This is a genomic window from Streptomyces sp. NPDC005303 (assembly GCF_040607335.1).
In the GTDB taxonomy this organism is placed as follows: domain Bacteria; phylum Actinomycetota; class Actinomycetes; order Streptomycetales; family Streptomycetaceae; genus Streptomyces.
Map to the genome: position 1 here is coordinate 120,902 of NZ_JBEXGM010000013.1, position 23,469 is coordinate 144,370.

Annotated in this window: 20 protein-coding genes and 1 pseudogene; 13 read left to right on the forward strand and 8 right to left on the reverse strand. The window is 69.8% G+C overall.

Annotated features, from left to right (window positions below; genetic code table 11):
- Positions 1-334 precede the first annotated feature (334 nt).
- The 7 genes from ccrA (at position 335) to pssA (ending at position 8,093) form a co-directional block, all read left to right on the forward strand.
- Positions 335-1,672 carry a crotonyl-CoA carboxylase/reductase gene (gene ccrA / locus ABZT93_RS20325; RefSeq protein ID WP_185806113.1) on the forward strand — a complete coding sequence of 446 codons (1,338 nt, stop codon included), beginning with the start codon at positions 335-337 and terminating at the stop codon, positions 1,670-1,672.
- 10 nt (positions 1,673-1,682) lie between these two features.
- On the forward strand, positions 1,683-3,731 hold the full coding sequence (locus ABZT93_RS20330; RefSeq protein WP_356106232.1) for a protein meaA: 2,049 nt from the start codon (positions 1,683-1,685) through the stop codon (positions 3,729-3,731).
- Positions 3,728-4,693, forward strand: a complete 966-nt coding sequence (locus ABZT93_RS20335; protein ID WP_007385825.1) for a CoA ester lyase — start codon at positions 3,728-3,730, stop codon at positions 4,691-4,693. The genes ABZT93_RS20330 and ABZT93_RS20335 overlap by 4 nt, the downstream gene beginning before the upstream one ends.
- A gap of 5 nt (positions 4,694-4,698) precedes the next feature.
- Positions 4,699-5,205, forward strand: a complete 507-nt coding sequence (locus ABZT93_RS20340) for a MaoC family dehydratase (RefSeq protein WP_007385824.1) — start codon at positions 4,699-4,701, stop codon at positions 5,203-5,205.
- Between the two features lie 5 nt (positions 5,206-5,210).
- A complete protein-coding gene (locus tag ABZT93_RS20345; RefSeq protein ID WP_356106234.1) occupies positions 5,211-6,425 on the forward strand; it encodes an acyl-CoA dehydrogenase family protein in 1,215 nt (404 codons plus the stop codon).
- Positions 6,426-6,595: 170 nt separating this feature from the next.
- On the forward strand, positions 6,596-7,252 hold the full coding sequence (locus ABZT93_RS20350; protein WP_007385822.1) for a phosphatidylserine decarboxylase: 657 nt from the start codon (positions 6,596-6,598) through the stop codon (positions 7,250-7,252).
- Positions 7,253-7,274: 22 nt separating this feature from the next.
- Positions 7,275-8,093, forward strand: a complete 819-nt coding sequence (pssA, locus tag ABZT93_RS20355; protein WP_355746684.1) for a CDP-diacylglycerol--serine O-phosphatidyltransferase — start codon at positions 7,275-7,277, stop codon at positions 8,091-8,093.
- A 109-nt stretch (positions 8,094-8,202) separates the two neighbouring features.
- On the opposite strand, the gene ABZT93_RS20360 is transcribed toward pssA, so the two are convergent.
- The gene (locus ABZT93_RS20360) at positions 8,203-9,321 is read right to left on the reverse strand and encodes a glycerate kinase (RefSeq protein WP_356106331.1); all 1,119 of its coding nucleotides are present in this window, start codon (positions 9,319-9,321) and stop codon (positions 8,203-8,205) included.
- 167 nt (positions 9,322-9,488) lie between these two features.
- On the opposite strand from ABZT93_RS20360, the gene ABZT93_RS20365 reads away from it, so the two are divergent.
- The 3 genes from ABZT93_RS20365 (at position 9,489) to ABZT93_RS20375 (ending at position 11,995) form a co-directional block, all read left to right on the forward strand.
- Positions 9,489-10,562: an ADP-ribosylglycohydrolase family protein gene (locus ABZT93_RS20365; RefSeq protein WP_356106237.1), complete on the forward strand. Its 1,074-nt coding sequence runs from the start codon at positions 9,489-9,491 to the stop codon at positions 10,560-10,562.
- A gap of 109 nt (positions 10,563-10,671) precedes the next feature.
- Positions 10,672-11,166, forward strand: coding sequence for an NUDIX hydrolase (locus tag ABZT93_RS20370; RefSeq protein WP_356106239.1), 495 nt, complete (start codon positions 10,672-10,674; stop codon positions 11,164-11,166).
- A 91-nt stretch (positions 11,167-11,257) separates the two neighbouring features.
- Entirely contained in the window at positions 11,258-11,995 is a 738-nt protein-coding gene (locus ABZT93_RS20375) for a Sir2 family NAD-dependent protein deacetylase (RefSeq protein ID WP_356106241.1), read from the forward strand.
- Between the two features lie 58 nt (positions 11,996-12,053).
- Here ABZT93_RS20375 and ABZT93_RS20380 read toward each other — a convergent pair whose 3' ends face one another.
- The 3 genes and pseudogenes from ABZT93_RS20380 to ABZT93_RS20390 all read right to left on the reverse strand — a co-directional run.
- Positions 12,054-12,440, reverse strand: a complete 387-nt coding sequence (locus ABZT93_RS20380) for a hypothetical protein (protein ID WP_356106243.1) — start codon at positions 12,438-12,440, stop codon at positions 12,054-12,056.
- A gap of 20 nt (positions 12,441-12,460) precedes the next feature.
- Positions 12,461-12,958, reverse strand: coding sequence for a hypothetical protein (locus ABZT93_RS20385; RefSeq protein WP_356106337.1), 498 nt, complete (start codon positions 12,956-12,958; stop codon positions 12,461-12,463).
- Between the two features lie 3 nt (positions 12,959-12,961).
- A pseudogene (locus tag ABZT93_RS20390) lies at positions 12,962-13,249 on the reverse strand (FHA domain-containing protein); the annotation flags it as partial.
- 116 nt (positions 13,250-13,365) lie between these two features.
- Here ABZT93_RS20390 and ABZT93_RS20395 point away from each other — a divergent pair.
- Positions 13,366-13,863, forward strand: coding sequence for a GNAT family N-acetyltransferase (locus tag ABZT93_RS20395; protein WP_356106244.1), 498 nt, complete (start codon positions 13,366-13,368; stop codon positions 13,861-13,863).
- Between the two features lie 8 nt (positions 13,864-13,871).
- On the opposite strand, the gene ABZT93_RS20400 is transcribed toward ABZT93_RS20395, so the two are convergent.
- The 3 genes from ABZT93_RS20400 to ABZT93_RS20410 all read right to left on the reverse strand — a co-directional run bounded on the left by ABZT93_RS20400 (position 13,872) and on the right by ABZT93_RS20410 (position 17,892).
- Complete coding sequence (locus ABZT93_RS20400; RefSeq protein ID WP_356106246.1) at positions 13,872-14,354, reverse strand: methylated-DNA--[protein]-cysteine S-methyltransferase; 483 nt, start codon at positions 14,352-14,354, stop codon at positions 13,872-13,874.
- A 9-nt stretch (positions 14,355-14,363) separates the two neighbouring features.
- Positions 14,364-15,833, reverse strand: coding sequence for an AlkA N-terminal domain-containing protein (locus ABZT93_RS20405; RefSeq protein ID WP_356106333.1), 1,470 nt, complete (start codon positions 15,831-15,833; stop codon positions 14,364-14,366).
- A 61-nt stretch (positions 15,834-15,894) separates the two neighbouring features.
- Entirely contained in the window at positions 15,895-17,892 is a 1,998-nt protein-coding gene (locus tag ABZT93_RS20410) for a heavy metal translocating P-type ATPase (protein WP_356106248.1), read from the reverse strand.
- 35 nt (positions 17,893-17,927) lie between these two features.
- On the opposite strand from ABZT93_RS20410, the gene ABZT93_RS20415 reads away from it, so the two are divergent.
- Both ABZT93_RS20415 and ABZT93_RS20420 read left to right on the forward strand, forming a co-directional pair.
- Positions 17,928-18,290 (forward strand): metalloregulator ArsR/SmtB family transcription factor, encoded by a 363-nt coding sequence (locus ABZT93_RS20415; protein ID WP_356106250.1) that lies wholly within the window; start codon positions 17,928-17,930, stop codon positions 18,288-18,290.
- Between the two features lie 16 nt (positions 18,291-18,306).
- Entirely contained in the window at positions 18,307-19,440 is a 1,134-nt protein-coding gene (locus ABZT93_RS20420) for an MFS transporter (RefSeq protein WP_356106334.1), read from the forward strand.
- Between the two features lie 91 nt (positions 19,441-19,531).
- Here ABZT93_RS20420 and ABZT93_RS20425 read toward each other — a convergent pair whose 3' ends face one another.
- The gene (locus ABZT93_RS20425) at positions 19,532-23,389 is read right to left on the reverse strand and encodes a glycoside hydrolase family 2 TIM barrel-domain containing protein (RefSeq protein ID WP_356106252.1); all 3,858 of its coding nucleotides are present in this window, start codon (positions 23,387-23,389) and stop codon (positions 19,532-19,534) included.
- Positions 23,390-23,469 lie beyond the last annotated feature (80 nt).

Consider the following 23,469-nt stretch of genomic DNA (forward strand, 5'->3'; position numbering starts at 1 on the left):
GGGACGAACTCTCTACTCACCGGTAGCTTTGATCGATCATCGCTCATTTGTTACGTAAAGATTTCATCTGAGAGCAAGTTCTGGCACTCAGTGCCTTGCACGGTGGCACGCGGTGTCTTACGTTGAGGGAAGTCCGGGCGGCCGGCGTGCAGAGACCATACGTACGCCGGCTGTCCCAGCAAGTCAGCGACCTGCCCGCCCGGACGCCTGCGTCACAGGCAACCTCCCGCGCCACAAAGCGCTGCCGAACAGCAAGACCGCCGAACCGACGGCACCGACGTAACCCTCAGCGTCTCCCCTCAAGACGCCATTCGCCGGAGGCAACACCGTGACCGTGAAGGACATCCTGGACGCGATCCAGTCGCCGGACTCGACTCCGGCCGATTTCGCCGCCATGCCGCTCCCCGAGTCGTACCGCGCTATCACCGTGCACAAGGACGAGACGGAGATGTTCGCGGGCCTGGAGACCCGCGACAAGGACCCGCGCAAGTCGATCCACCTCGACGACGTTCCGCTGCCGGAACTCGGCCCGGGCGAGGCCCTGGTCGCCGTCATGGCATCGAGTGTCAACTACAACTCGGTGTGGACCTCGATCTTCGAGCCGCTGTCCACCTTCGGGTTCCTGGAGCGCTACGGCCGCACCAACGAGCTGGCCAAGCGGCACGACCTGCCGTACCACATCATCGGCTCCGACCTCGCGGGCGTCGTCCTGCGCACCGGCCCGGGCGTGAACGCCTGGAAGCCCGGTGACGAGGTCGTCGCGCACTGCCTGTCCGTCGAGATGGAGTCCTCCGACGGCCACAACGACACCATGCTCGACCCCGAGCAGCGGATCTGGGGCTTCGAGACCAACTTCGGCGGCCTCGCCGAGATCGCGCTCGTCAAGTCCAACCAGCTGATGCCCAAGCCCGACCACCTGTCGTGGGAGGAGGCGGCCGCCCCCGGGCTCGTCAACTCCACCGCCTACCGCCAGCTCGTCTCCCGCAACGGCGCCGGCATGAAGCAGGGCGACAACGTCCTGATCTGGGGCGCGAGCGGCGGCCTCGGCTCGTACGCCACGCAGTTCGCGCTGGCCGGTGGCGCCAACCCGATCTGTGTCGTGAGCAGTCCTCAGAAGGCGGACATCTGCCGGGCGATGGGCGCCGAGGCGATCATCGACCGCAACGCCGAGGGCTACAAGTTCTGGAAGGACGAGCAGACCCAGGACCCCAAGGAGTGGAAGCGCTTCGGCAAGCGCATCCGCGAGCTCACCGGCGGCGAGGACATCGACATCGTCTTCGAGCACCCCGGCCGCGAGACCTTCGGCGCCTCCGTCTTCGTCACCCGCAAGGGCGGCACCATCACCACCTGTGCCTCGACCTCGGGCTACATGCACGAGTACGACAACCGCTACCTGTGGATGTCGCTGAAGCGGATCATCGGTTCGCACTTCGCCAACTACCGCGAGGCCTGGGAGGCCAACCGGCTCATCGCGAAGGGCAAGATCCACCCGACCCTCTCCAAGGTGTACTCCCTGGAGGAGACCGGCCAGGCGGCCTACGACGTGCACCGCAACCTCCACCAGGGCAAGGTCGGCGTGCTGTGCCTGTCCCCCGAGGAGGGGCTGGGCGTGCGCGACGAGGAGAAGCGCGCCCAGCACATCGACGCCATCAACCGCTTCCGGAACATCTGAGGAGCGCTGAATGACTGAGCGTCAGCCCGCCGAAGGCAAGCGGGAGAAGGACCGGCCGTGGCTCATGCGGACCTATGCCGGTCACTCCACGGCCGAGGCGTCCAACGAGCTGTACCGGCGCAACCTCGCCAAGGGCCAGACCGGTCTGTCGGTGGCGTTCGACCTGCCGACGCAGACCGGCTACGACTCCGACCACATCCTCGCCCGCGGCGAGGTGGGCCGGGTCGGCGTGCCGATCGCGCACCTCGGTGACATGCGCCGGCTGTTCCAGGACATCCCCCTGGAGCAGATGAACACCTCGATGACGATCAACGCCACCGCCATGTGGCTGCTGGCGCTCTACCAGGTCGTCGCCGAGGAGCAGGGCGCGGACATCACCCAGCTCCAGGGCACGACCCAGAACGACATCGTCAAGGAGTACCTGTCCCGGGGCACGCACGTCTTCCCTCCGGTGCCGAGCCTCCGTCTGACGACCGACATGATCGCGTACACGGTCTCCCACATCCCGAAGTGGAACCCGATCAACATCTGCAGCTACCACCTGCAGGAGGCGGGCGCCACGCCGGTCCAGGAGATCGCGTACGCGATGTCGACGGCGATCGCGGTCCTGGACGCCGTCCGGGACTCCGGCCAGGTGCCGCAGGAGCGCATGGGCGACGTCGTCGGCCGGATCTCCTTCTTCGTGAACGCGGGCGTCCGGTTCATCGAGGAGATGTGCAAGATGCGCGCCTTCGGCCGCATCTGGGACCAGGTCACGCGGGAGCGCTACGGCATCGAGAACCCCAAGCACCGGCGCTTCCGGTACGGCGTCCAGGTCAACTCCCTCGGGCTGACCGAGGCGCAGCCGGAGAACAACGTCCAGCGGATCGTGCTGGAGATGCTGGCGGTGACGCTCTCGAAGGACGCACGCGCGCGTGCCGTCCAGCTGCCGGCGTGGAACGAGGCCCTGGGGCTTCCCCGGCCCTGGGACCAGCAGTGGTCGCTGCGGATGCAGCAGGTGCTGGCCTACGAGAGCGACCTGCTGGAGTACGAGGACATCTTCGAGGGCTCGCACGTCGTCGAGGCGAAGGTCGCGAAGCTCGTCGAGGAGTCCCTCGCGGAGATCGAGCGGATCCAGGAGATGGGCGGCGCGATGGCCGCCGTCGAGTCGGGCTACCTCAAGTCGCAGCTGGTCTCCTCGCACGCCGAGCGCCGCGCCCGGATCGAGTCCGGGCAGGAGAAGATCATCGGCGTCAACATCTTCGAGACGACCGAGCCGAACCCGCTGACGGCCGACCTGGACACCGCGATCCAGACGGTGGACCCGGCCGTCGAGGCCCGCGTGATCGCCGGGCTGCAGAACTGGCGCGACACCCGCTACCAGCCGCCCTTCAACCACCCGCGCCCCTGCAAGGCGCTGGAGAAGCTGAAGGAGGCCGCCAAGGGCACGGCCAACCTCATGGAGGCCACCCTGGAGTGCGCCCGCGCCGGTGTCACGACCGGCGAGTGGGCCGGGGCCCTGCGGGAGGTGTTCGGCGAGTTCCGGGCGCCCACGGGCGTCTCCTCGGCGCCGGTGGCGGTCCCGGCGGAAGCCGGCTCGGCCATGGCCGACGTACGCCGCCGGGTCGAGGTGACCGCCAAGGACCTCGGGGTGGGCAAGCTGCGCTTCCTGGTCGGCAAGCCGGGCCTGGACGGGCACTCCAACGGGGCCGAGCAGATCGCCGTACGCGCGCGTGACGCGGGCTTCGAGGTGGTCTACCAGGGCATCCGGCTGACCCCGGAGCAGATCGTGGACGCGGCCCTGGCCGAGGACGTGCACGCGGTCGGCCTGTCCATCCTGTCCGGCTCGCACGCGCAGCTGGTGCCGGACGTGCTCGAAAGGCTCCATGTGGCAGGCGCCACAGATGTACCTGTCATCGCCGGTGGGATCATCCCCAATGGAGACGCCGAACAGCTCAGGGCTGCCGGCGTGGCCGCGGTCTTCACCCCGAAGGACTTCGACATCACCGGAATCATCGGCCGCATCGTCGACGAGATCCGGAAAGCGAACAAGCTCGACCCCCTGGAGGTCCCCGCATGACCACGCCCGTCAACCGTCTGCGTCCGCGACGCTCCTGCCTCGCGGTCCCCGGGAGCAACCCCCGCTTCCTGGAGAAGGCGCAGGGCCTCCCCGCCGACCAGGTCTTCCTCGACCTGGAGGACGCGTGCGCCCCGCTCGCCAAGCCCGAGGCGCGGCACACCATCGTCAAGTTCCTCAACGAGGGTGACTGGACCGGCAAGACGCGGGTCGTGCGCGTCAACGACTGGACCACCGAGTGGACGTACCGCGATGTCGTCACGGTCGTCGAGGGGGCCGGCCAGAACCTCGACTGCATCATGCTGCCGAAGGTGCAGACGGCCGAGCAGATCGTCGCGCTCGACCTCCTGCTGACCCAGATCGAGAAGACGATGGGCTTCGAGGTCGGCAAGATCGGCATCGAGGCGCAGATCGAGAACGCCCAGGGCCTCAACAACGTCAACGAGATCGCGACCGCCTCCCAGCGTGTCGAGACGATCATCTTCGGCCCGGCCGACTTCATGGCGTCGATCAACATGAAGTCGCTGGTCGTGGGCGAGCAGCCGCCCGGTTACCCGGCGGACGCCTACCACTACATCCTGATGAAGATCCTGATGGCCGCCCGCGCCAACAACCTCCAGGCGATCGACGGCCCCTACCTCCAGATCCGCAACATCGACGGTTACCGCGAGGTCGCCCAGCGCGCCGCGGCCCTCGGTTTCGACGGCAAGTGGGTGCTGCACCCGGGCCAGGTCGAGGCGTCCAACGAGATCTTCTCGCCCTCCCAGGAGGACTACGACCACGCCGAGCTGATCCTGGACGCGTACGACTACTACACGTCGGAGGCGGGCGGCAAGAAGGGCTCGGCGATGCTCGGCGACGAGATGATCGACGAGGCCAGCCGCAAGATGGCGCTGGTGATCTCCGGCAAGGGGCGTGCGGCCGGCATGCAGCGCACGTCGAAGTTCGAGATCCCGGAGGCCTGAGCGCGATGCAGTTCGGACGCACCTACGAGGAGTTCGAGGTCGGGGCGGTCTACAAGCACTGGCCCGGGAAGACGGTCACGGAGTACGACGACCACCTCTTCTGTCTCCTCACCATGAACCACCACCCGCTCCACATGGACGTCAACTACGCCGAGAAGACGACGGACTTCGGCAAGAACGTCGTGGTCGGGAACTACATCTACTCCCTGCTGCTCGGCATGTCGGTGCCGGACGTCTCCGGCAAGGCGATCGCCAACCTGGAGATCGAGTCGCTCAAGCACGTGGCGCCGACCTTCCACGGCGACACGATCTACGGCCAGACGACCGTGCTCGACAAGTGGCCCTCCAAGTCGAAGAACGACCGCGGGATCGTCTACGTCGAGACCAAGGGCTACAAGCAGGACGGCACGCTGGTCTGCGTGTTCCGCCGCAAGGTCATGGTGCCCACCGAGACCTACATCAAGGAGCGCGGCGGCGAGCAGCCCGGCCGCCCGGAACTTCAGGAGGGCTGAGCCCGATGGCACGCCTCGCCCAGACCGCCGGTCTGACCGACGTCCAGCAGGAGATCCTCTCCACCGTCCGCGACTTCGTGGACAAGGAGATCATCCCGGTCGCGACCGAGCTGGAGCACCGCGACGAGTACCCGCAGCAGATCGTCGACGGGCTCAAGGAGTTGGGCCTGTTCGGCCTGATGATCCCCGAAGAGTACGGCGGTCTGGGCGAGTCCCTCCTGACGTACGCCCTGTGCGTGGAGGAGATCGCCCGCGGCTGGATGTCGGTGTCCGGCATCATCAACACCCACTTCATCGTGGCGTACATGCTCAAGCAGCACGGCACGCAGGAGCAGAAGGACCACTTCCTGCCGCGCATGGCGGCCGGCGACGTCCGGGGCGCCTTCTCGATGTCGGAACCGGGTCTCGGCTCGGACGTGTCCGCCATCACGTCCAAGGCGGTCAAGGACGGTGACGAATACGTCCTCAACGGCCAGAAGATGTGGCTCACGAACGGCGGAACGTCAAGTCTGGTCGCCGTTCTCGTCCGAAGTGACGAAGGACACTCCCCCGAGGAGGCGGCCGCCAAACCCCACAAGTCGATGACGACCTTCCTGATCGAGAAGGAACCCGGCTTCGGAGAGGTCCGTCCCGGCCTCACCATCCCCGGGAAGATCGACAAGATGGGCTACAAGGGTGTCGACACCACCGAGATGATCATGGATGGCCTGCGACTTCCGGCCAATCGTGTGCTCGGCGGAGTCACCGGCCGAGGTTTTTACCAAATGATGGACGGCGTGGAAGTGGGCCGCGTCAATGTGGCGGCACGTGGCTGCGGTGTCGCTCAGCGTGCCTTCGAACTGGGCGTCCGGTACGCCCAGCAGCGTCACACTTTCGGCAAGGCGATCGCTCAGCACCAGGCAATTCAGTTCAAGCTGGCCGAGATGGCTACCAAGGTCGAGGCCGCGCATGCGATGATGGTCAACGCGGCACGCAAAAAGGACTCCGGTGAGCGAAACGACCTTGAGGCAGGGATGGCGAAGTACCTCGCCTCCGAATACTGCAAAGAGGTCGTGGAAGACGCCTTCCGGATCCACGGCGGCTACGGCTTCTCCAAGGAGTACGAGATCGAGCGCCTCTACCGTGAGGCTCCGATGCTGCTGATCGGTGAAGGTACCGCCGAGATCCAGAAAATGATCATCGGTCGCAGGCTGCTCGAAGAGTATCGGTTCCAGGGCTAGATGTCCGGATACGGGGTGTTTTCTTGGAGAAGAAGATCACACCCCGTCAACACGGTTCAGCCGCCGACTCGGCTTCCTGGCTTGCCCAGTTGTGGCCCGCGACCGGTACGATCCCGGAAAGCCGCCGTCCCCCGTCTAGTGCGCGGCATCATCCGCTACGAAGGTCATCCATGCCCCACAGCCAAACCTCTGCACATCGCGACAGCCTGGCAGGCGTACGCCTCGCGCGCGGAGCATCGCCGTGGCTCCTCCCGACCGTCGCCACCGCAGCACTGAGCCTGGTACGCGCGCGCAGGTCCGGCGCCGCCAAGGCCGTCGCCGTGCCCGCCACCGCGCTGGCGGCGGGCATGCTGTGGTTCTTCCGCGACCCCGAGCGCGAGATCGCCCCGGGCCGGGTCATCTCGCCCGCCGACGGTGTGGTGCAGAGCATCATGCCGTGGAAGGACGGTCGCACCCGCGTCGCGATCTTCATGAGCCCGCTCAACGTCCACGTCAACCGCGCGCCGCTCTCCGGCACGGTGACCTCGGTCGAGCACATCCCCGGCGGGTTCGTGCCGGCGTTCAACAAGGAGAGCGAGAACAACGAGCGCGTCGTCTGGCACTTCGACACCGAGCTCGGTGACATCGAGATGATCCAGATCGCCGGCGCGGTGGCCCGCCGCATCGTCCCCTACATCCCGCAGGGCACGAAGGTCGAGCAGGGTGACCGCATCGGTCTGATCCGCTTCGGCTCGCGCGTCGACATCTACCTGCCCGAGGGCGTGGAGGTCGCGGTCGAGGTCGGCCAGAAGACGACGGCTGGGGTGACTCGCATTGACCGTGATTGATCCTGAGACCCAGGCGGGCTGGGTGCCCGGGGCCGACGAGGTCGACGACGAGGAGGAGATGCCTCTTTCTCTCCGCCTCTCGATAGCGGACACCCTCACCCTCGGCAACGCGACATGCGGCTTCATGGCGGTGTACTTCACCACCACCGGCATCCTGATCCCGCACCTGACCGACAGCCAGGAGTCCGGCATGGCGCGCAACAGCGCGGCCACGGCGGTCATCCTGATGCTGTGCGCGGCGGTCTTCGACCTCTTCGACGGCCTGGTGGCGCGCAAGCTGCGCTCCTCGCCGATGGGCGCGGAGCTGGACAACCTCTCCGACCTGATCAGCTTCGGCCTCGCGCCGGCGTACTTCGTGCTCGTCTACGGCATGGTCGCCGACGACGCGTCGCAGCGGGTGGCGGCGGTGGGGGCCGTGGTGGTGCTGCTGGCCGTGGTGCTGAGGCTGGCGAGATTCTCCTGTGTCACGCCCGCGAACGGCATGTTCCAGGGCATGCCGTCCCCCTTCGGCGCGCTCACGGTGGTCGCGATCGTGCTGCTGGAGCTGCCCTTCGTGGCGACGCTCCTCGCGATCCTGGGCACCGCGTGGCTGATGGTGAGCCGGGTGGAGTACCCGAAGCCGCGGGGGCGGCTCGCGGGGGCGATGCTCGCCTGGATCGTGCTGGCGATGGGTCTGCTCGCGGCGTGGGCCTTCGGCGCCCCCAGCGGCCAGCTCCTCCTCCAGACCGGCTGCGCCCTGCAGCTCGTGACGGGCGCGGTGATCCCGCTGTTCGCCACGGCGCGCCGGGTGAACAACTTCCGCGGCAACCGGCGCGAGGCGCGGGCGGCTCAGCTGCCGTAGTGCTCCGCCGCAGTGCTCACGAAGGGCCCGAACCCAAGACGGTTCGGGCCCTTCGTCATGTCAGCGGCCCGTACGACGTTCTTGGCGCCCGTGCTGCTCAGCAGACCGTTCAGATCAGGAAGTCCCGGCCGATCCGTTCCGCCACGTCCTCCAGGATCGGGCCCGCCTCGGAGATGCACTTCTGGATGTCGGGCTCGGCGTCGGTGAGCGGGTAGACACGGCGGATGCCCGCCCGGCCGAGGGCCTCCGGGGGCAGGGCGAGGCGGCCGCAGACGGCGACGACCTCCTTGTCCTTCGCGCGGGCGGCCGCGGCGACACCCGCCGGGGCCTTGCCGTGCAGGGTCTGCTCGTCGAGCGAGCCCTCGCCGGTGATCACCAGGTCCGCCCATTCCAGCGCGGGCGCGAAACCCAGGACGTCGAGCATGACCTCTATGCCGGGGCGGAACGCGGCGCCGAGGAGGAGGGCGCCGTAGCCGATACCACCGGCCGCGCCCGCACCCGGCGAGGCAGCATACTCGGCGGCCTTCGCGCCGACGGCCTCCTCCAGCACCTTCGCGTAGTGGGCCAGCGCGGTGTCCAGGGCTTCCACGTCGTCCGGGGAGGCGCCCTTCTGCGGGCCGTAGACCGCGGGGGCACCCTTGGGGCCGGTCAGCGGGTTGTCGACGTCGCTGGCCAGGATGAACTCGACGGAGGCGAACCGTGGGTCCAGGCCCGACAGGTCGGCCGAGGCCAGGTGGGCGAGGCCGCCGCCGCCGGGGGCCACGGGCTCGCCGTCGGCGTCCAGGAAGCGGGCGCCGAGCGCGGACAGCATTCCGGCGCCACCGTCCGTGGTGGCGCTGCCGCCGACCCCGAACACGATCGTGCGGGCGCCGGCGTCCAGCGCGGCGCGCAGGAGCTCTCCGGAGCCGTACGTCGATGCGGTGAGCGGCGCGAAGACACCGGCCGGCAGCCGCTGGAGTCCACTGGCCTCGGCCATCTCCACGACCGCGGTGTCCCCGCGTACCGCGAAGGCGGCCGTGATCTCCTGGCCCAGCGGACCGGCGACCGCCACCTCCCGGCGCTCGAAACCGGCCGCGACGGCCGCGGCGACAGTGCCGTCACCACCGTCGGCGACGGGCAGCGACTCCACCTCCAGGCCCGGTACGACCCGGCGCAGCCCGGCCTCCACCCGCTCGGCGACCTGCACGGCCGTGAGCGAGCCCTTGAACTTGTCCGCGGCGATGAGCACGCGCTGTGTCACGTCTTCCCCTTGCTCTTCCGGGCCTCGCGCACGTCAAGGCCAGTCGCGCCGCTGCGACCTTAACCGGAGACGCCCCCGCCGTCATGCACCGACCAGCCCCTGACAGGCGTGGCCAACCCTCTGTGCAATGCTCCGGAATGGGGTAAACCGGTGCTATGACCCTTGTGGGCACTGAGCCAGAGCTGGCCGACCGCATCCTCGGGGGCTGGCTCGGCCGGATCTCGGGCAACATGCTCGGCAAGCCGGTCGAGCAGGGCGACCTGTGGACACGGGACCGGATCGACCGCTATCTGCGGCAGGCCGCCGCGCTGCCGCTGACCGACTACCTTCCCGAGCCCGTCGGCGAGAGCGACGGCTTCGAGCTGCGCCCCGAGTGGCGCGAGTGCGTGCGCGGCCGCATCCACGGCAGCTGCCGCGACGACGACGTCGACTACGCCATCCTCGGCCTCGACCTCCTGGAGACCCACGGCTTCGGCTTCAGCACCGAGCAGGTGGGCGACCTGTGGCTGCTGAGGCTGCCGTATCTGCAGACGTTCACCGCGGAGCGGGCCGCCTATCGCAACCTCGCCAACGGGCTGAAACCGCCGCTGACGGCGACGTACGACAACCCCTGCCAGGAGTGGATCGGGGCGCTCATCCGCGCCGACATCTACGGCTGGACCTGCCCCGGCGCCCCGCGCCGCGCCGCCTCGCTGGCCCGCCGGGACGCGGTCCTCTCGCACACCGGGAACGGCGTGTACGGGGCGATGTGGGCGGCGGCGCTGATCTCGGCCGCGTTCACCGTCGACACCGTGCGGCAGGCGGTGGACCAGGCGCTCGCGGTGATCCCCGCGAGCAGTCGCCTCGCCCGCACGGTACGCCGGGTGACGTCCCTGCACGACACCCGGATGACCTGGGAGGACACGCTGACCACGGTCGCGGAGGAGACCGCCGGGCTCGGCTGGATCCACACCGTTCCGAACGCGGCGGTCCTGACCGCCGGACTGCTCTACGGCGACGGCGACTTCACCCGCACCATCACGCTCACCGTCCGGGGCGGCCTGGACACCGACTCCAACGGCGCGACCGCGGGCTCGGTGGCCGGCGTCCTCACCGGGGCGGACGCGATCCCGGACCAGTGGAAGGAGCCGCTGGAGGACAGGGTGCGCAGCGCGGTTTTCGGCTTCGACGGGGTCCACATCACCGAACTGGCCGAGCGGACGGTGCGGTTGGCGGGAGCCGAGGCCTGAGGAGACCTGACGTCAGGAACACGGTGCGGCAGGACGGGACCACCGCCCTGCCCGTGACCACCTGTTGCGCCGTCCCAGGGAACCCCGTCGGCTGGTTACCCTTCGTAGGATGACCACCACCCAAGACTTCGCCGCATACATCGCCGGTCTCCCCCGTGTCCTCGCCGGTGCCGCCGCCCTCTTCCGTGACCAGGCGGGCCGGGTGCTGCTCGTCGAGCCCAACTACCGTGAGGGCTGGGCGCTTCCGGGCGGCACGGTCGAGTCCGACGAGGGCGAGACCCCGCGACAGGGCGCACGCCGTGAGACCGCCGAGGAGATCGGCCTGGACCGTGAGCTCGGGCGGCTGCTGGCCGTGGACTGGGTGCACGGGACGGGCCGCCCACCGCTGGTGGCGTACCTGTACGACGGCGGGGTGCTCGCCGATGACGATTTCAAGGCGATCCGCCTCCAGGAGGAGGAGCTGCTGTCCTGGCGGCTCGTGCCGCGCGAGGAGCTCGCCGAGTACCTTCCGGGCTCCCTCGGCCGCCGGGTCGTGGCCGCGCTGGACGCGCTGGCGGACGGCTCGGGCACGCTCGAGCTGGAGAACGGCCGCCGGGTGGGCTGATCCAGCACGCTGCCGGGGTTCACGGTCGCTCGCGCCCAGGCGGTGGGATATCCACTCGCCGCCCCCGGATCACCCGTCCTACCCTCGGCACATGACCAAGCCCCTCGTCGCCCTCCTCAGCGGCGCCGGTATCTCCACCGACTCCGGGATCCCCGACTACCGCGGTCCGAACGGGCTGTGGCGCAAGGACCCCGAGGCCGAGAAGCTCGTGACGTACGACTACTACATGAGCGATCCGGAGATCCGCCGCCGCTCGTGGCAGATGCGGCGGGCGACCCACACGCTGAAGGCGGAGCCCAACGCGGCGCATGTGGCGGTGGCCGAACTGGAGAGGTCGGGGGTGCCGGTGCGGGTGATCACCCAGAACGTGGACGGGCTGCACCAGCTCGCCGGGTTGCCCGCCCGCAAGGTCCTCGAACTGCACGGCACCGCACGGCAGGTGGTGTGCACGAAGTGCCAGGCCCGCGGACCGATGGAGGACGCGCTCGCCCGGGTCGAGGCCGGCGAGGCGGATCCGACCTGCCTGGAGTGCGGCGGCATCCTGAAGTCGGCGACCGTGATGTTCGGCGAGCGCCTGGACCCGGTGGTGCTGGGCGAGGCCGTCGCGATCACCAAGGCCTGCCAGGTGTTCGTCGCCGTCGGCAGCACCCTCCAGGTCCAGCCCGCGGCGGACCTCGCGGGTGTCGCCGTCGACCACGGCGCCCGGCTCGTCATCGTCAACGCGGATCCGACTCCGTACGACGACCGGGCCGACGAGGTGATCCGCGAACCGATCGGCACGGCGCTGCCCGAACTCATGCGCAGGATCGGGTCGGTCGGGGGGCCGTGATCGAGGGCGCCGAACCGGCGGCACGCTTGCGGGCCGTTCTTGCGACCGACGCCGAGGGTCACTGTCCGATGGCACGGAGGACGGAGTCACCGATCGGCCCCAGCCAGGCCGCGAGCGAGGACAGGGCTCCGGCGAGGGTCCCGCCGGCGGTGACGGCCGCACCCGCCGCGGTGACCAGCCTGGTGATGCGCACCAGACGCTGGGCCATGGTGGTGCGATCCGGAGAAGAGGAAGCGAGTTCGGCGTCGAGGGACTCCACTTCGGTGTTCACCTGGCTCGCGACCTCGGGCGGGAGGGCCAGGTGGTCGAGCTCCGAGCGCAGCAGCCCGAGCATGGCACGCGGATCCGTGGTTGTAGCGAACTGTCCGTGCTGGCCGCCGTGAATGGTCTGGTCACCAGCGACGTTGTTGATGTTGCCCTGCTGGCTGCCGATATGGAAGGTCACTGGATGTCCCCTCGCATGAGTCACCGGCGGCGCACGGCCGCGTCGAACGAGCGTTGACGGGATGCGGCGATGATGTGCATCACCAGCCCGGTCATCATCAGGACCGTGCCGATGCCGGCGACCGCCCAGCCGAGCAGGAACACCGGAACGCCACCGATCTCCGTGCCGAACATGTCTCCCGGGTCCGGCCATTGATTGGGGTCCTCGGATACGGGGTCCCCTATACGGCCCATGAATCGCAGTATTCCAAAGGCGAAGACAGCGAAGCCGCTCAGGAAGAAAACGAAACCGAGAAGGATGATTCTTCGGGCTCTCGTGCGAGCTGCCGCGATCTGCCGGAGAAAGCTCTCCTGCCTTTGATCGACATACTGATGCCCACCCACATTGTTGATGTTGGCGCCGTACTGCTGACCCACATCGAATCGCGGAGCGCTGCTCACTGCCGGCATGAGGACGGTGCCCTGCGCGGTCTCACGCTCTCGCGGAGCACTGCCGGGCCATTCGTAGCGGATGCTCACGCTCCCCAAAGTGAGCACATCACCGTCGTGGAGTGTCTGGGGGGCGGCGAGAGGTTGATCGTTCACCGAAGTGCCGTTCGCGGACCCGAGGTCTTCCAAGACCACGTTCGCTCCGGAACGACTCAGGATCGCGTGCCTGCCGCTCACATACGGATCGTCTATCCGAATGTCACAGCCGGGATCCCGGCCGAGGACCGATCTGGCGGCGGCCAGACGGAGAGGAGACCCGTACAGGTGCGACGGCTGAATGAACGTGAGCTGGGGATCGGAGCGATCTGGATAACTCGCCATAATCCCACCCCCGTGAGAACTGGACGGAGGAATCGTGTAATCCGCGGCGGTTATTCACAACCCGCACAGAAGCTGCTATTCCCTATCATAATACACTGCGGAGTGAGTCGACACCGATGCCCGAGCTGAAGCGGCTGCGCGCTGAACACGCCCCGGCGGTCCTGGCCTTCGAGCTGGCCAACCGCGCCTTTTTCGCCGCGTCCGTCACCGACCGCGGCGATGCCTACTTCGACCGGTTCGCCGAGGGGTTCGACGCCTTGCTGGCCGAACAGGAGACCGGTCTCTGCGCCTTTCATGTGCTGCTCGCCGAGGACGGCTCGGTGCTCGGCCGGTTCAACCTGGTCGACATCGAGGACGGCACCGCGGACCTCGGCTACCGGGTCGCCGAGCACGCCGCCGGCCGGGGCGTGGCGACGGCGACCGTCCGGAAACTGTGCCGGCTGGCGGTGACCCGCTACGACCTGCGCACCCTCCGAGCGGCCGCCGCCCACGAGAACATCGCGTCCCGGAAGGTCCTCATCAAGGCGGGCTTCGTCGCGGTCGGCCCGGCGGATCCGGCCGACATCGGCGGCAAGCACGGCAGCTGGTACCGACGCGATCTGGTGGCGCCGTGAAGCGCCGCTCAGAACAGCGCCGTCCCCCGCTCGAAGTCCAGCAACCGCTGCTTGCGTTCCAGTCCGCCGCCGTAGCCCGTGAGGCTGCCGTCCGCCCCCACCACGCGGTGGCAGGGGACGACGATGCCGATCGGGTTCCTGCCGTTGGCGAGGCCGACCGCTCGGGAGGCCTTGGGGTTGCCGAGGGCGTCGGCGAGTTCGCCGTAGGTACGGGTCTCGCCGTGCGGGATCCTGCGGAGCTGCTCCCAGACCGTGCGCTGGAACGGTGTTCCGTGCAGGCGTAGTTCCAAGGTGAACGCCTTCAACTCGCCCTTGAAATAGGCCTCCAGCTGGTCCTCGGCCTCCTTGGACCAGCCGTTGTCCGGCTCGCCGAAGGTCTCCTCGGACGGGCGGTGGCGCTGGTCGGTCATGTAGAGGCCGCACAGGACGCCGTCGTCGGCGACGAGAGTCAGCGGGCCGTAGGGACTGTCGATCACGGTGTGCTGTTTCACTGGATGTCCTTATACGGGAAGGAAGTTGATCGGGTGGCTGTCGGTCGCCCAGAGGTACTGGACCGCGTAGGCCCGCCAGGGCCGCCAGGCCGCGGCGCGGGCCGTCAGCGCGGCCGGGGTCGAGGGCAGGCCCAACTCCTGGGCAGCGCGGCGGATTCCGAGGTCGGTCGGGAGGAAGGCGTCCGGGTCGCCGAGGGCGCGCATAGCGATGACGTCGACCGTCCAGGGACCGAAGCCGGGGAGGTCCAGAAGGCGGGAGCGGGTCTCGAACCAGTCGTGCTCGACGCCCAACTGTAGGCTTCCGTCGGCCAGTTGGTTCACCAGGGTGGTGAAGGTCGTCCGGCGGGTGCGGGGCATCGCGAGCGAGGTGGGATCCACCGCGGCCAGTGCCTCGGGGGACGGGAAGAGGTGGGTCAGGCCGCCCTCGGGGTCGTCGACCGCCTCGCCGTGGGCCGTGACCAGACGGGCCGCGTGGGTACGGGCCACCGCCGTGGAGACCTGCTGGCCCAGCACGGCCCGTACGGCGAACTCCGCCTCGTCGACCGTGCGCGGCACGCGGCGGCCGGGCGCCTTGTCCACGAGGGGCGCCAGCAGCGGGTCCGTGCGCAGCTGGTCGTCGATCGCGACCGGGTCGGCGTCCAGGTCGAGCATCCGGCGGCAGCGGCTGATGGCGACGGTCAGATCGCGCAGGTCGCTCAGCGTCAACCGGCAGGCAATGTGGTCGGGTTGGGGCGTGAGGGCCACGACACCGTGTCCGTACGGCAGTCGCAGCGTGCGCCGGTACGCGCCGTCCCGCCACTCCTCCACGCCCGGGACCGCGGTGGCCGCCAGGTGGCCGAAGAGGTTGTCGGGGTTGAGGGGGGCGCGGAACGGCAGGCGCAGGGAGAGGAAGCCGGGGGTGTCCGGCGTGGACCTCTTCGCGGCCCGGGTGCGCAGTTCGCTCGGCGCGAGCGCGAAGACCTCGCGCACGGTGTCGTTGAAGGTGCGGATCGCGGAGAATCCGGCCGCGAAGGCGATGTCCGCCATCGGGAGCGCGGTCGTCTCGATGAGGATCCTCGCCGTCTGGGCGCGCTGGGCCCGGGCCAGGGCGAGCGGGCCGGCGCCGAGTTCGGCGAGGAGCTGGCGTTCGATCTGCCGGGTGCTGTAGCCGAGGCGGGCGGCGAGGCCGGGCACGCCCTCGCGGTCGACCACACCGTCGGCGATCAGCCGCATCGTGCGGGCCACGAGGTCGGCGCGCTGGTTCCACTCCGGCGAGCCCGGGCTGGTGTCGGGGCGGCACCGCTTGCAAGCGCGGAAGCCCGCCTGCTGACAGGCCGCCGCGCTCGGGTAGAAGGTCATGTTCTCGGGCTTGGGCGGTACGACCGGGCAGCTCGGCCGGCAGTAGATGCGGGTCGTCAGGACGGCGGTGAAGAACCATCCGTCGAACCGCGCGTCCTTGGACTGCACGGCGCGCACACAGCGCTCGGTCTCGGTGTACATCCCCGTCTGCATGCGTCCAGCATCGGCCACCCGTCGCACCCGGGCTGGCGAGAATCCGACATCAACCTCGCGTGCCCCGGAACGGGACCTGCCCCTGCCGCCACGCGGACGCGCGCAGCAGCCGCAGTCCGTTGAGGCCGACCAGGACCGTCGAGCCCTCGTGCCCGGCGACGCCGAGCGGCAGCGGGAGGTGGCCGAGGAGGTCCCACAGGACGAGCCCGGTGATGAAGGCACCCGCGATCACCAGGTTCTGGAGGACGAGTCGGCGGGCGGCCCGGGACAGCCGTACGACCGCCGGGACGGTCGCGAGCTCGTCCCGTACGACGACCGCGTCCGCCGTCTCCAGCGCGAGGTCGGCGCCCGCACGGCCCATCGCGATGCCGGAGTGGGCGGCGGCGAGCGCGGGTGCGTCGTTGACGCCGTCCCCGACGAACAGCACCTTGCGTCCGGCGTCCTGGAGCTCGCGTACGGCGTCCACCTTGCCCTCGGGCAGCAGGTCGGCGCGGACGTCCACCAGGCCGGTGGCCTCGGCGACCCGCGCGGCGGCCCGCGCGTTGTCGCCGGTGAGCAGGACGGGGGCGGTGCCGGTCAGGGTGGTGAGCTCGGCGGTGGCGGCGGGGGCCTGCGGGCGGAGGCGGTCGGTGAGAGCGAGGGTGCCGAGGGGGACGCCGTCGCCGGTCACCAGGACGACGGTGGCGCCGTCCTCGGGGCGACCCGGTCCTGTATCGCGAGGGAGGAGTCCCGACGGGTCACCCGGCCGCCCGACCCCGATCACTCGCCTCCCGACCATCGCCGTCACCCCGCTCCCGGGCACGGCGGTGAAGTCCCGCGCGTCCGCGATCCGCAGCCCCCGCTCCTTCGCCGCCCTCACCACCGCGCGCCCCAGCGGATGCTCGCTGGGGTGCTCGGCGGCGGCGGCCAGCGCGAGAAGGTCGTCCGGAGTCAGCCCGGAGCCCGGCAGCGGCCGTACGGCCGAGACCTCCGGGGCGCCCTCCGTCAGCGTCCCCGTCTTGTCGAGGGCCACGGCGTCCACCTCGCCGAGCCGCTCCATCGCGACCGCCGACTTCACCAGGACGCCGTGCCGCCCGGCGTTGGCGATGGCGGACAGCAGCGGTGGCATGGTCGCGAGGACGACCGCGCACGGCGAGGCGACGATCATGAAGGTCATCGCGCGCAGCAGCGCGTCCGTGAGCTCGGCGCCGAACGCCAGGGGCACCCCGAACACGGCGAGCGTGGCGATCACGATGCCCACCGCGTACCGCTGCTCGACCTTCTCGATGAACAGCTGCGTCGGCGCCTTGGTCCGGGACGCCTCCTCGACCAGGGTCACGATGCGGGCGATCACGGAGTCGGCGGGGTCGCGCTCGACGCGGACGCGCAGCGCGCCGGTGCCGTTGAGGGTGCCGGCGAAGACCTCGTCACCGGGGCGTTTGGTCACCGGGAGGGGTTCACCGGTGATGGTGGCCTGGTCGGCCTCGCTCGCGCCGTCCAGGACCCGGCCATCGGCGCCGATGCGCTCACCGGGACGGATCAACAGGATGTCCCCTACGACGAGTTCACCCGTCGGGACCGTCTCCTCGCCGTTCTCCGTGACCCGCGTCGCCGTCGTGGGCGCGAGGTCGAGCAGGCCGCGTACCGAGTCGGCGGTGCGGGCGGTGGCCAGGGCCTCCAGGGCGCCGGACGTGGCGAAGATGACGATCAGCAGGGCGCCGTCCAGGACCTGGCCGATCGCGGCCGCGCCGAGTGCCGCGCCGATCATCAGCAGGTCGACGTCCAGGGTCCTCTCGCGCAGCGCCCTGAGCCCTTCGAGGGCCGGTTCCCAGCCGCCGGTGGCGTAGGCGAGCGCGTAGAGCGGGCCGTACAGCCACCACGGCAGGCCGCCGAGGTCCAGCGCGAACGCGAGCAGGAACGCGACGGTCGACGCCAGCGCCCAGCGGGCCTCGGGGAGGGCGAGCACCCGGGTGCGGCGGCTGGGTGCCGACTGCGCGGGCGAGGGGACACGGACAGGAGTGAGAGTCGTGGACACCCGGGCACCATACAGGAACACATGAAGACTCATTCATCTGTTCATGCGCGATGGGTAAGATACCGCGCATGGGTCATGGAGCCGTCACCACCGCGCAGGAAACCGCCGAGCGGGTACGTCTGGACGCGGCGAACGTGGCCAAGGTGGCCACCACCCTCCAGGCCCTCTCCACCCCCTCCCGCCTGCTGATCCTCGCGAGGCTGCGCGAAGGTCCGCTGCCGGCCACGGAGTTGGCCGCCGAGGTGGGCATGGAGCAGTCGGCGTGCTCGCACCAGCTGCGGCTGCTGCGCAACCTGGGCCTGGTCGTGGGCGAGCGCCGCGGCCGGTCGGTGGTGTACGCACTGCACGACCACCATGTCGCCGAGCTGCTCGACCAGGCCGTCTTCCACGTGGAACATCTGCGGCTGGGGCTCAGTGACGCCGCCGAGTGAGCCGCCCCGGCGGCAGATGTGGCCGCTGTACGCGGCCGGTTTCACCACCGCATTCGGTGCGCACGGCATTGCCGCGAACCTGGGTGCGGGCTCGGCGGACGCGGTCACCTCACTGCTCGTGCTGGGCGGCCTGCTGGCCCTGTACGACGGCGCGGAGGTCGTGCTCAAGCCACTGTTCGGCACGATCGCCGACCGGATCGGGGCGCGTCCCGTACTCCTCGGCGGACTGGTGGCCTTCGCCGTCGCGTCCGCGCTCTACGCTCTCGCCGACAGCCCCGGCCGGCTGTGGGCCGCGCGCCTCGGGCAGGGCGCGGCGGCCTCCGCCTTCTCCCCCGCCGCGTCGGCGCTGGTGGCCCGGCTCAATCCGGCCGCCAAACAGGGGCGGGCCTTCGGGAGCTACGGCTTCTACAAGTCCGTCGGCTACACCCTGGGCCCGCTGCTCGGCGGGGTGCTGGTGTGGGCGGGTGGGCTCCGGCTGCTGTTCACGGTGCTTGCGGTGCTGGGCGCGGCCGTGGCGGTGTGGGCCCTGATCGCCGTACCCGTCGTGCCGCCTCTCCCCCGGGCCCGGCAGACGCTGCTCGACCTGGCCCGGCGGCTGGCCGACCCGGTGTTCCTGGTCCCGACGGCCGCGCTCGCCGGGGCGACGGCCGCGCTCTCGGTGGGCGTGGGCTTCCTGCCCGTGTCGGGCAAGGTGGCGGGACTCGGCACGGTGGCGACGGGGGCCGCGGTGTCGGTGCTCGCCGCCTGCGCGGCGGTCGTACAGCCGCGCGCCGGGCGGGCGTTGGACGCGGGGCGGATCACGGTACGGGGCGGGCTGAGTGCCGGGCTGCTGCTGGCTGCGGCCGGCCTGGGCTGCGCGATGCTGCCGGGGCTCGCGGGCGTCCTGCTGGGGGCCGCGCTGATCGGCGTCGGGACGGGGCTGATCACCCCCCTCGGGTTCGCGGCGCTTGCGGCCTCGACTCCGCGGGAGCGGCTGGGGCAGACCATGGGGGCGGCAGAGCTCGGGCGTGAACTCGGGGACGCGGGTGGGCCGTTGCTGGTCGCGGGAGTGGCCGCGGCGGCGACCCTGACGTATGGCTACGGGGTACTGGCGGTGCTGCTGGCGTGCGGGCCGGTGCTGGCCGTGGGGCTCCTTCGCAGCCGCAGATGAGACACGTTCCCCACGCCCGAAGGGGCGCGGGGAACCGCGCGACCGGCCACGACGAGGCCGTCAGAATGCCCGACGGCCGGCCCCGCAACGCTTATGCCGTGCCCGTCGGCCGCCGCGAAGCCGCCGTCGCCTCGCCCACATCCGTCAGCGGCCGCAGCCGGTACGTGTACGCGTAGTCCCGGTCGGTGAACAGCTTGTACTCGTCGTGGGTGTGCGCACCCCAGCTGTTGTCACCGCCGACGCCCATCTGCCGGTGGTTGACCCTGAGGACGACCGCGTCGCGCGGGGTGAGCTGGTAGTCGTGGCGCACCCCGTTGGACAGGTCCTCCGGCGTGAAGTGCGAGGCGTTGACCTCCAGGAGCGGCTCACCGGAGACGAGCAGTCCTGCGCCGTCGCGGCCGGTCAGGGCCGCCCAGCGCACATCCGTCTTGTTGCCGTTCTCCTGCGGCCGGATGTAGGAGGTCCACTGCTCGGCGACGGTCCCCGAGTAACGACCCACGTCCGTACCGTCGTTGCGGTCCCAGTGGTTCTCCTCGGGGCCGCGCCCGTAGTAGTGCAGCCGGTCCAGGCGACGCGGCAGGAACAGGAGCGTGCCGACCTCCGGGATGTACGGCAGTGAACCCGCCCCTGGATGCAGGGTGTTGTCGACCTTGATCTCGCCGTTGCCGAAGACCGTGTAGGTCGTGGTGTACGCCGACTCGGTCGTCGTCGGCAGGGTGCCGCTCACCTTGATCTCGACGGCCCGGTCCCGCAGCGCCCGCACGCTCACGCCGGTCACCTCGCGGCGCGCACCGGCGTCGCGCCAGGTCTGGTTGCGGGTGTGCTGCCCGTTGCCGTGGTCGTTGTCGGTTGGCGCCCGCCAGAAGTTCGGGACGGGACCCGAGGTGATCAGACGGGTGCCGTGGGCCCGGTACGACGTGATGGTCCCGCTGCCCTTGTCGACGGTGACAGAGAAGTCCTGTCCGTTGACGGTGACTTGGCCGGTGGCGTCCTGGTACGTCAGTGCCGGGACCTTCGCGAGCGGCAGCGGCGTCACCGCCGGACTGTCCGCCTCGACGGCGAGCTGCTGCTTGGCCACCTCGAAGCCGGCCTTCGCCCAGGGGGTGGACTCCCTTGTGGTGAAGGAGAGTTGGAGGAAGTACTCGGTGCCGGGCGCGGGGGTGCTCGGGAGCCTGTACGGGACGGTGATGTTCTTGCTCGACAGCGGTGCCAGGTTCAGCTGGTCCCGGGTCAGCCTCCCTCGCTGCACGACCTTCCCGTCGGCGGAGAGGGTCCAACTGCCGTCATACGGACGTAGGTCGGTGAACAGGTTCTCGTTGGTCAGGGTCACCGAACCGTCCGCCGCCCAGGACGCGTGGACCGCCTGGTAGATCTGCTTGACCTCGGCTGCCTTGCCGGTGTGGCCGCGGTCGGCGGTGACGATGCCGTCCGCGACGAAGGCACCGTCATTGGGGTTGTCGCCCCAGTCGCCTCCGAAGGCGAAGAAGGTCTTCTGTGCGGGCCGCTTCTCGCTGAGCCCGACGGTCGCCGCGTCGAACCAGAACCGCGCGCCCTCGTCACCGGGACCCCGGCTGTCGGAGGCCAGTTCGGCGGCGCTCAGGGCACGGCCGTACACCCGCGCCTTCCTGATCGTTCCGCTGAACTCCCTGGTCGGGTTGTCGACGTCGACGGCCAGCGTGAGCGGCGCGGTGTTGCCGCTCGGCCGCTGTGCCGTGGTCCTGGTCGCCCTGACCTGACCGTCCACGTGGAGGGTCAGCGTGCCCGCGGCCGCGTCGAAGACACCGGCGACATGATGCTCACTGCCCGTCCAGTCGTCCGGGAGCGCCCAGGTGGCGGTGATCCACTGGCCGCCGCCGTAGATGAAGAACTCCAGCGTCTTTCCGGACTGTTTGAGGGCGTAGTGGGTGTCACCCTTGGCGATGATCGGCTGGTGATAGCCGGTCACCTTCGGGGTGAACCAGGCCTCCAGGGTCAGTGAGCCGGTGAGGTCGAGGCGGGCGTCCCGCGCGAAGACCGTGCCCCCGGAGACACCCTTGGCACGGTCGAACCTGGCCCTGGCGGGCAGGACTTCGCCCTTCAGCGCGCCGGGCCCGCTCTCGGTCAGCAACTGGCGTACCGGTACGGGCTCGCTGAGGGACTGGTCGACGAAGTCCCAGATCCAGCCGCCCTGGAGAACGGGGTAGCGGCGGACGATGTCCCAGTACTTCTTGAAGTTGCCGTTGGAGTTCCCCATCGCGTGGCAGTACTCGATCATCACGTACGGCCGGGTGTCGGCGGTGTCCTTGGCGCGCTGCTCCACGCGTGCGGGGCTCTCGTACATGGCCGAGCGGATGTCGCTGATGGTGGGCCGGTCGTCGCCCTCGTACTGGACGACGCGGGTGGTGTCGTACGACTTGATCCAGTCCCGCATGTTGACGAAGGTGCTGCCGCCGCCCGCCTCGTTGCCGAGGGACCAGATCACCACCGAGGCGTGGTTCTTGTCGCGGTGGACCATGTTCTGGGCGCGCGCCACACAGGCCGCGCTCCAGTCGGGGTGGTTGCCGGGGTACTCGCCGCGGATGCCGTGGGTCTCCAGGTTGGTCTCGTCGACGAGGTACAGGCCGTACTCGTCGGCGAGTTCGAGCCACAGCGGGTTGTTGGGGTAGTGCGAGGTGCGCACGGAGTTGATGTTCATCCGCTTGATGATCGTGATGTCCTTCACGAGGTCCGCGCGGGTGAGCGCGGTACCGCGGTCGGGGTGCATCTCGTGGCGGTTGGTGCCGCGGAAGGAGACCGGCTTGCCGTTGATGCGCATCAGCCCGTCCTTCAGGGCGAACTCACGCAGGCCGACACGGTGCGAGAGGGTCTCGATCACCTTGCCGGCGGGGTCGCGCAACCGCAGGACGGCGGTGTAGAGGTTCGGCTGCTCGGCCGACCACAGCTTCGGCGCGGGCACGGCCTTCGCCGCCTGTACGGTCGTCTCGTCGCCTGCGTCGAGGGCCACGGCCTGCTGGAGCGGGCGGGACCAGACCGGGTGACCGCCCGAGTCGTACAGCTGGGTCTCGACCGTGTAGCGGCCCTGGTTGCCGCCGCCGTAGTCGCGCACGCTCGCGGTGACCGAGAGCTGGGCGGACGTGTAGTCGTCGCCGAGCGGGGTGTCCAGCTTGAAGTCGCGCAGGTGGACGGCCGGTGTGGAGTAGAGGTGGACCGAGCGGAAGATGCCGCTCAGCCGGATCATGTCCTGGTCCTCCAGCCAGTCCCCGTCGGAGTAGCGGTAGACCTCGACCGCGATCTGGTTGGTGCCCGGCTTGAGGTGCGGGGTGATGTCGTACTCGGCAGGGGTGTAGGAGTCCTCGTGGTAGCCGACGAGTTCCCCGTTGATCCACACGTAGTGGGCGGACTTGACGCCCTCGAAGTGCAGGAAGGTCCGCCGCCCCGACCAGTCCTTCGGGACGGTGAAGGTGCGCCGGTACTGGCCGACGGGGTTGTAGCGGGTCGGGGCGGCGGGCGGCTGGGCCTCCTCGCCGAGGCCGTTGGGGCCCCACCACGGGTAGGTGATGTTGATGTAGATCGGGAAGTCGTAGCCATGCACCTGCCATACCGAGGGGACGGGAATGGTGTCCCAGTCCGTGTCGTCCACGTCGGTGCGGTAGAAGTCGGTGTCGCGGTCGGCGGGGCGGTCGGCGTAGGCGAACTTCCACTTGCCGTCGAGGCTCAGCCGGTACGGCGAGCGGGTGCGGTCGGCGGCGAGCGCCTGCCCGACGTCGGCGTACGGCATGAGGGTGGTGTGCGGGGGCTGGGTGCCCACCCGGAAGAGATCGATGGCGCCGTTCCACTCCGGGGCGGCCTCCGCCGCGTGTCCGCGGCCGGCCAGGGGTCCTGAGGAGAGGGCGAGGGCGCCGAGGACGGCGGCCCCCGACTCCAGCAGACGCCTGCGGCTGATGGGGGCAGGCAGATACGGGTGGGACATCGGGGAGCCTTCCTCGGGACGACAGTGCGGTGTACGTACTGAGGGAGCGTCAATTCCTGTGCGCTATTGGTGACTTTGAG

What these genes read in the sequence shown, in the direction of transcription:
- ABZT93_RS20330 (WP_356106232.1), top strand. Translation starts at nt 1,683, where the DNA reads ATGACTGAGCGTCAGCCCGCCGAAGGCAAGCGGGAGAAGGACCGGCCG.
- ABZT93_RS20335 (WP_007385825.1), top strand. Translation starts at nt 3,728, where the DNA reads ATGACCACGCCCGTCAACCGTCTGCGTCCGCGACGCTCCTGCCTCGCG.
- ABZT93_RS20340 (WP_007385824.1), top strand. Translation starts at nt 4,699, where the DNA reads ATGCAGTTCGGACGCACCTACGAGGAGTTCGAGGTCGGGGCGGTCTAC.
- ABZT93_RS20345 (WP_356106234.1), top strand. Translation starts at nt 5,211, where the DNA reads ATGGCACGCCTCGCCCAGACCGCCGGTCTGACCGACGTCCAGCAGGAG.
- ABZT93_RS20350 (WP_007385822.1), top strand. Translation starts at nt 6,596, where the DNA reads ATGCCCCACAGCCAAACCTCTGCACATCGCGACAGCCTGGCAGGCGTA.
- ABZT93_RS20365 (WP_356106237.1), top strand. Translation starts at nt 9,489, where the DNA reads ATGACCCTTGTGGGCACTGAGCCAGAGCTGGCCGACCGCATCCTCGGG.
- ABZT93_RS20370 (WP_356106239.1), top strand. Translation starts at nt 10,672, where the DNA reads ATGACCACCACCCAAGACTTCGCCGCATACATCGCCGGTCTCCCCCGT.
- ABZT93_RS20375 (WP_356106241.1), top strand. Translation starts at nt 11,258, where the DNA reads ATGACCAAGCCCCTCGTCGCCCTCCTCAGCGGCGCCGGTATCTCCACC.
- ABZT93_RS20395 (WP_356106244.1), top strand. Translation starts at nt 13,366, where the DNA reads ATGCCCGAGCTGAAGCGGCTGCGCGCTGAACACGCCCCGGCGGTCCTG.
- ABZT93_RS20405 (WP_356106333.1), bottom strand. Translation starts at nt 15,833, where the DNA reads ATGTACACCGAGACCGAGCGCTGTGTGCGCGCCGTGCAGTCCAAGGAC.
- ABZT93_RS20410 (WP_356106248.1), bottom strand. Translation starts at nt 17,892, where the DNA reads ATGAGTCTTCATGTGTTCCTGTATGGTGCCCGGGTGTCCACGACTCTC.
- ABZT93_RS20415 (WP_356106250.1), top strand. Translation starts at nt 17,928, where the DNA reads ATGGGTCATGGAGCCGTCACCACCGCGCAGGAAACCGCCGAGCGGGTA.
- ABZT93_RS20420 (WP_356106334.1), top strand. Translation starts at nt 18,307, where the DNA reads ATGTGGCCGCTGTACGCGGCCGGTTTCACCACCGCATTCGGTGCGCAC.
- ABZT93_RS20425 (WP_356106252.1), bottom strand. Translation starts at nt 23,389, where the DNA reads ATGTCCCACCCGTATCTGCCTGCCCCCATCAGCCGCAGGCGTCTGCTG.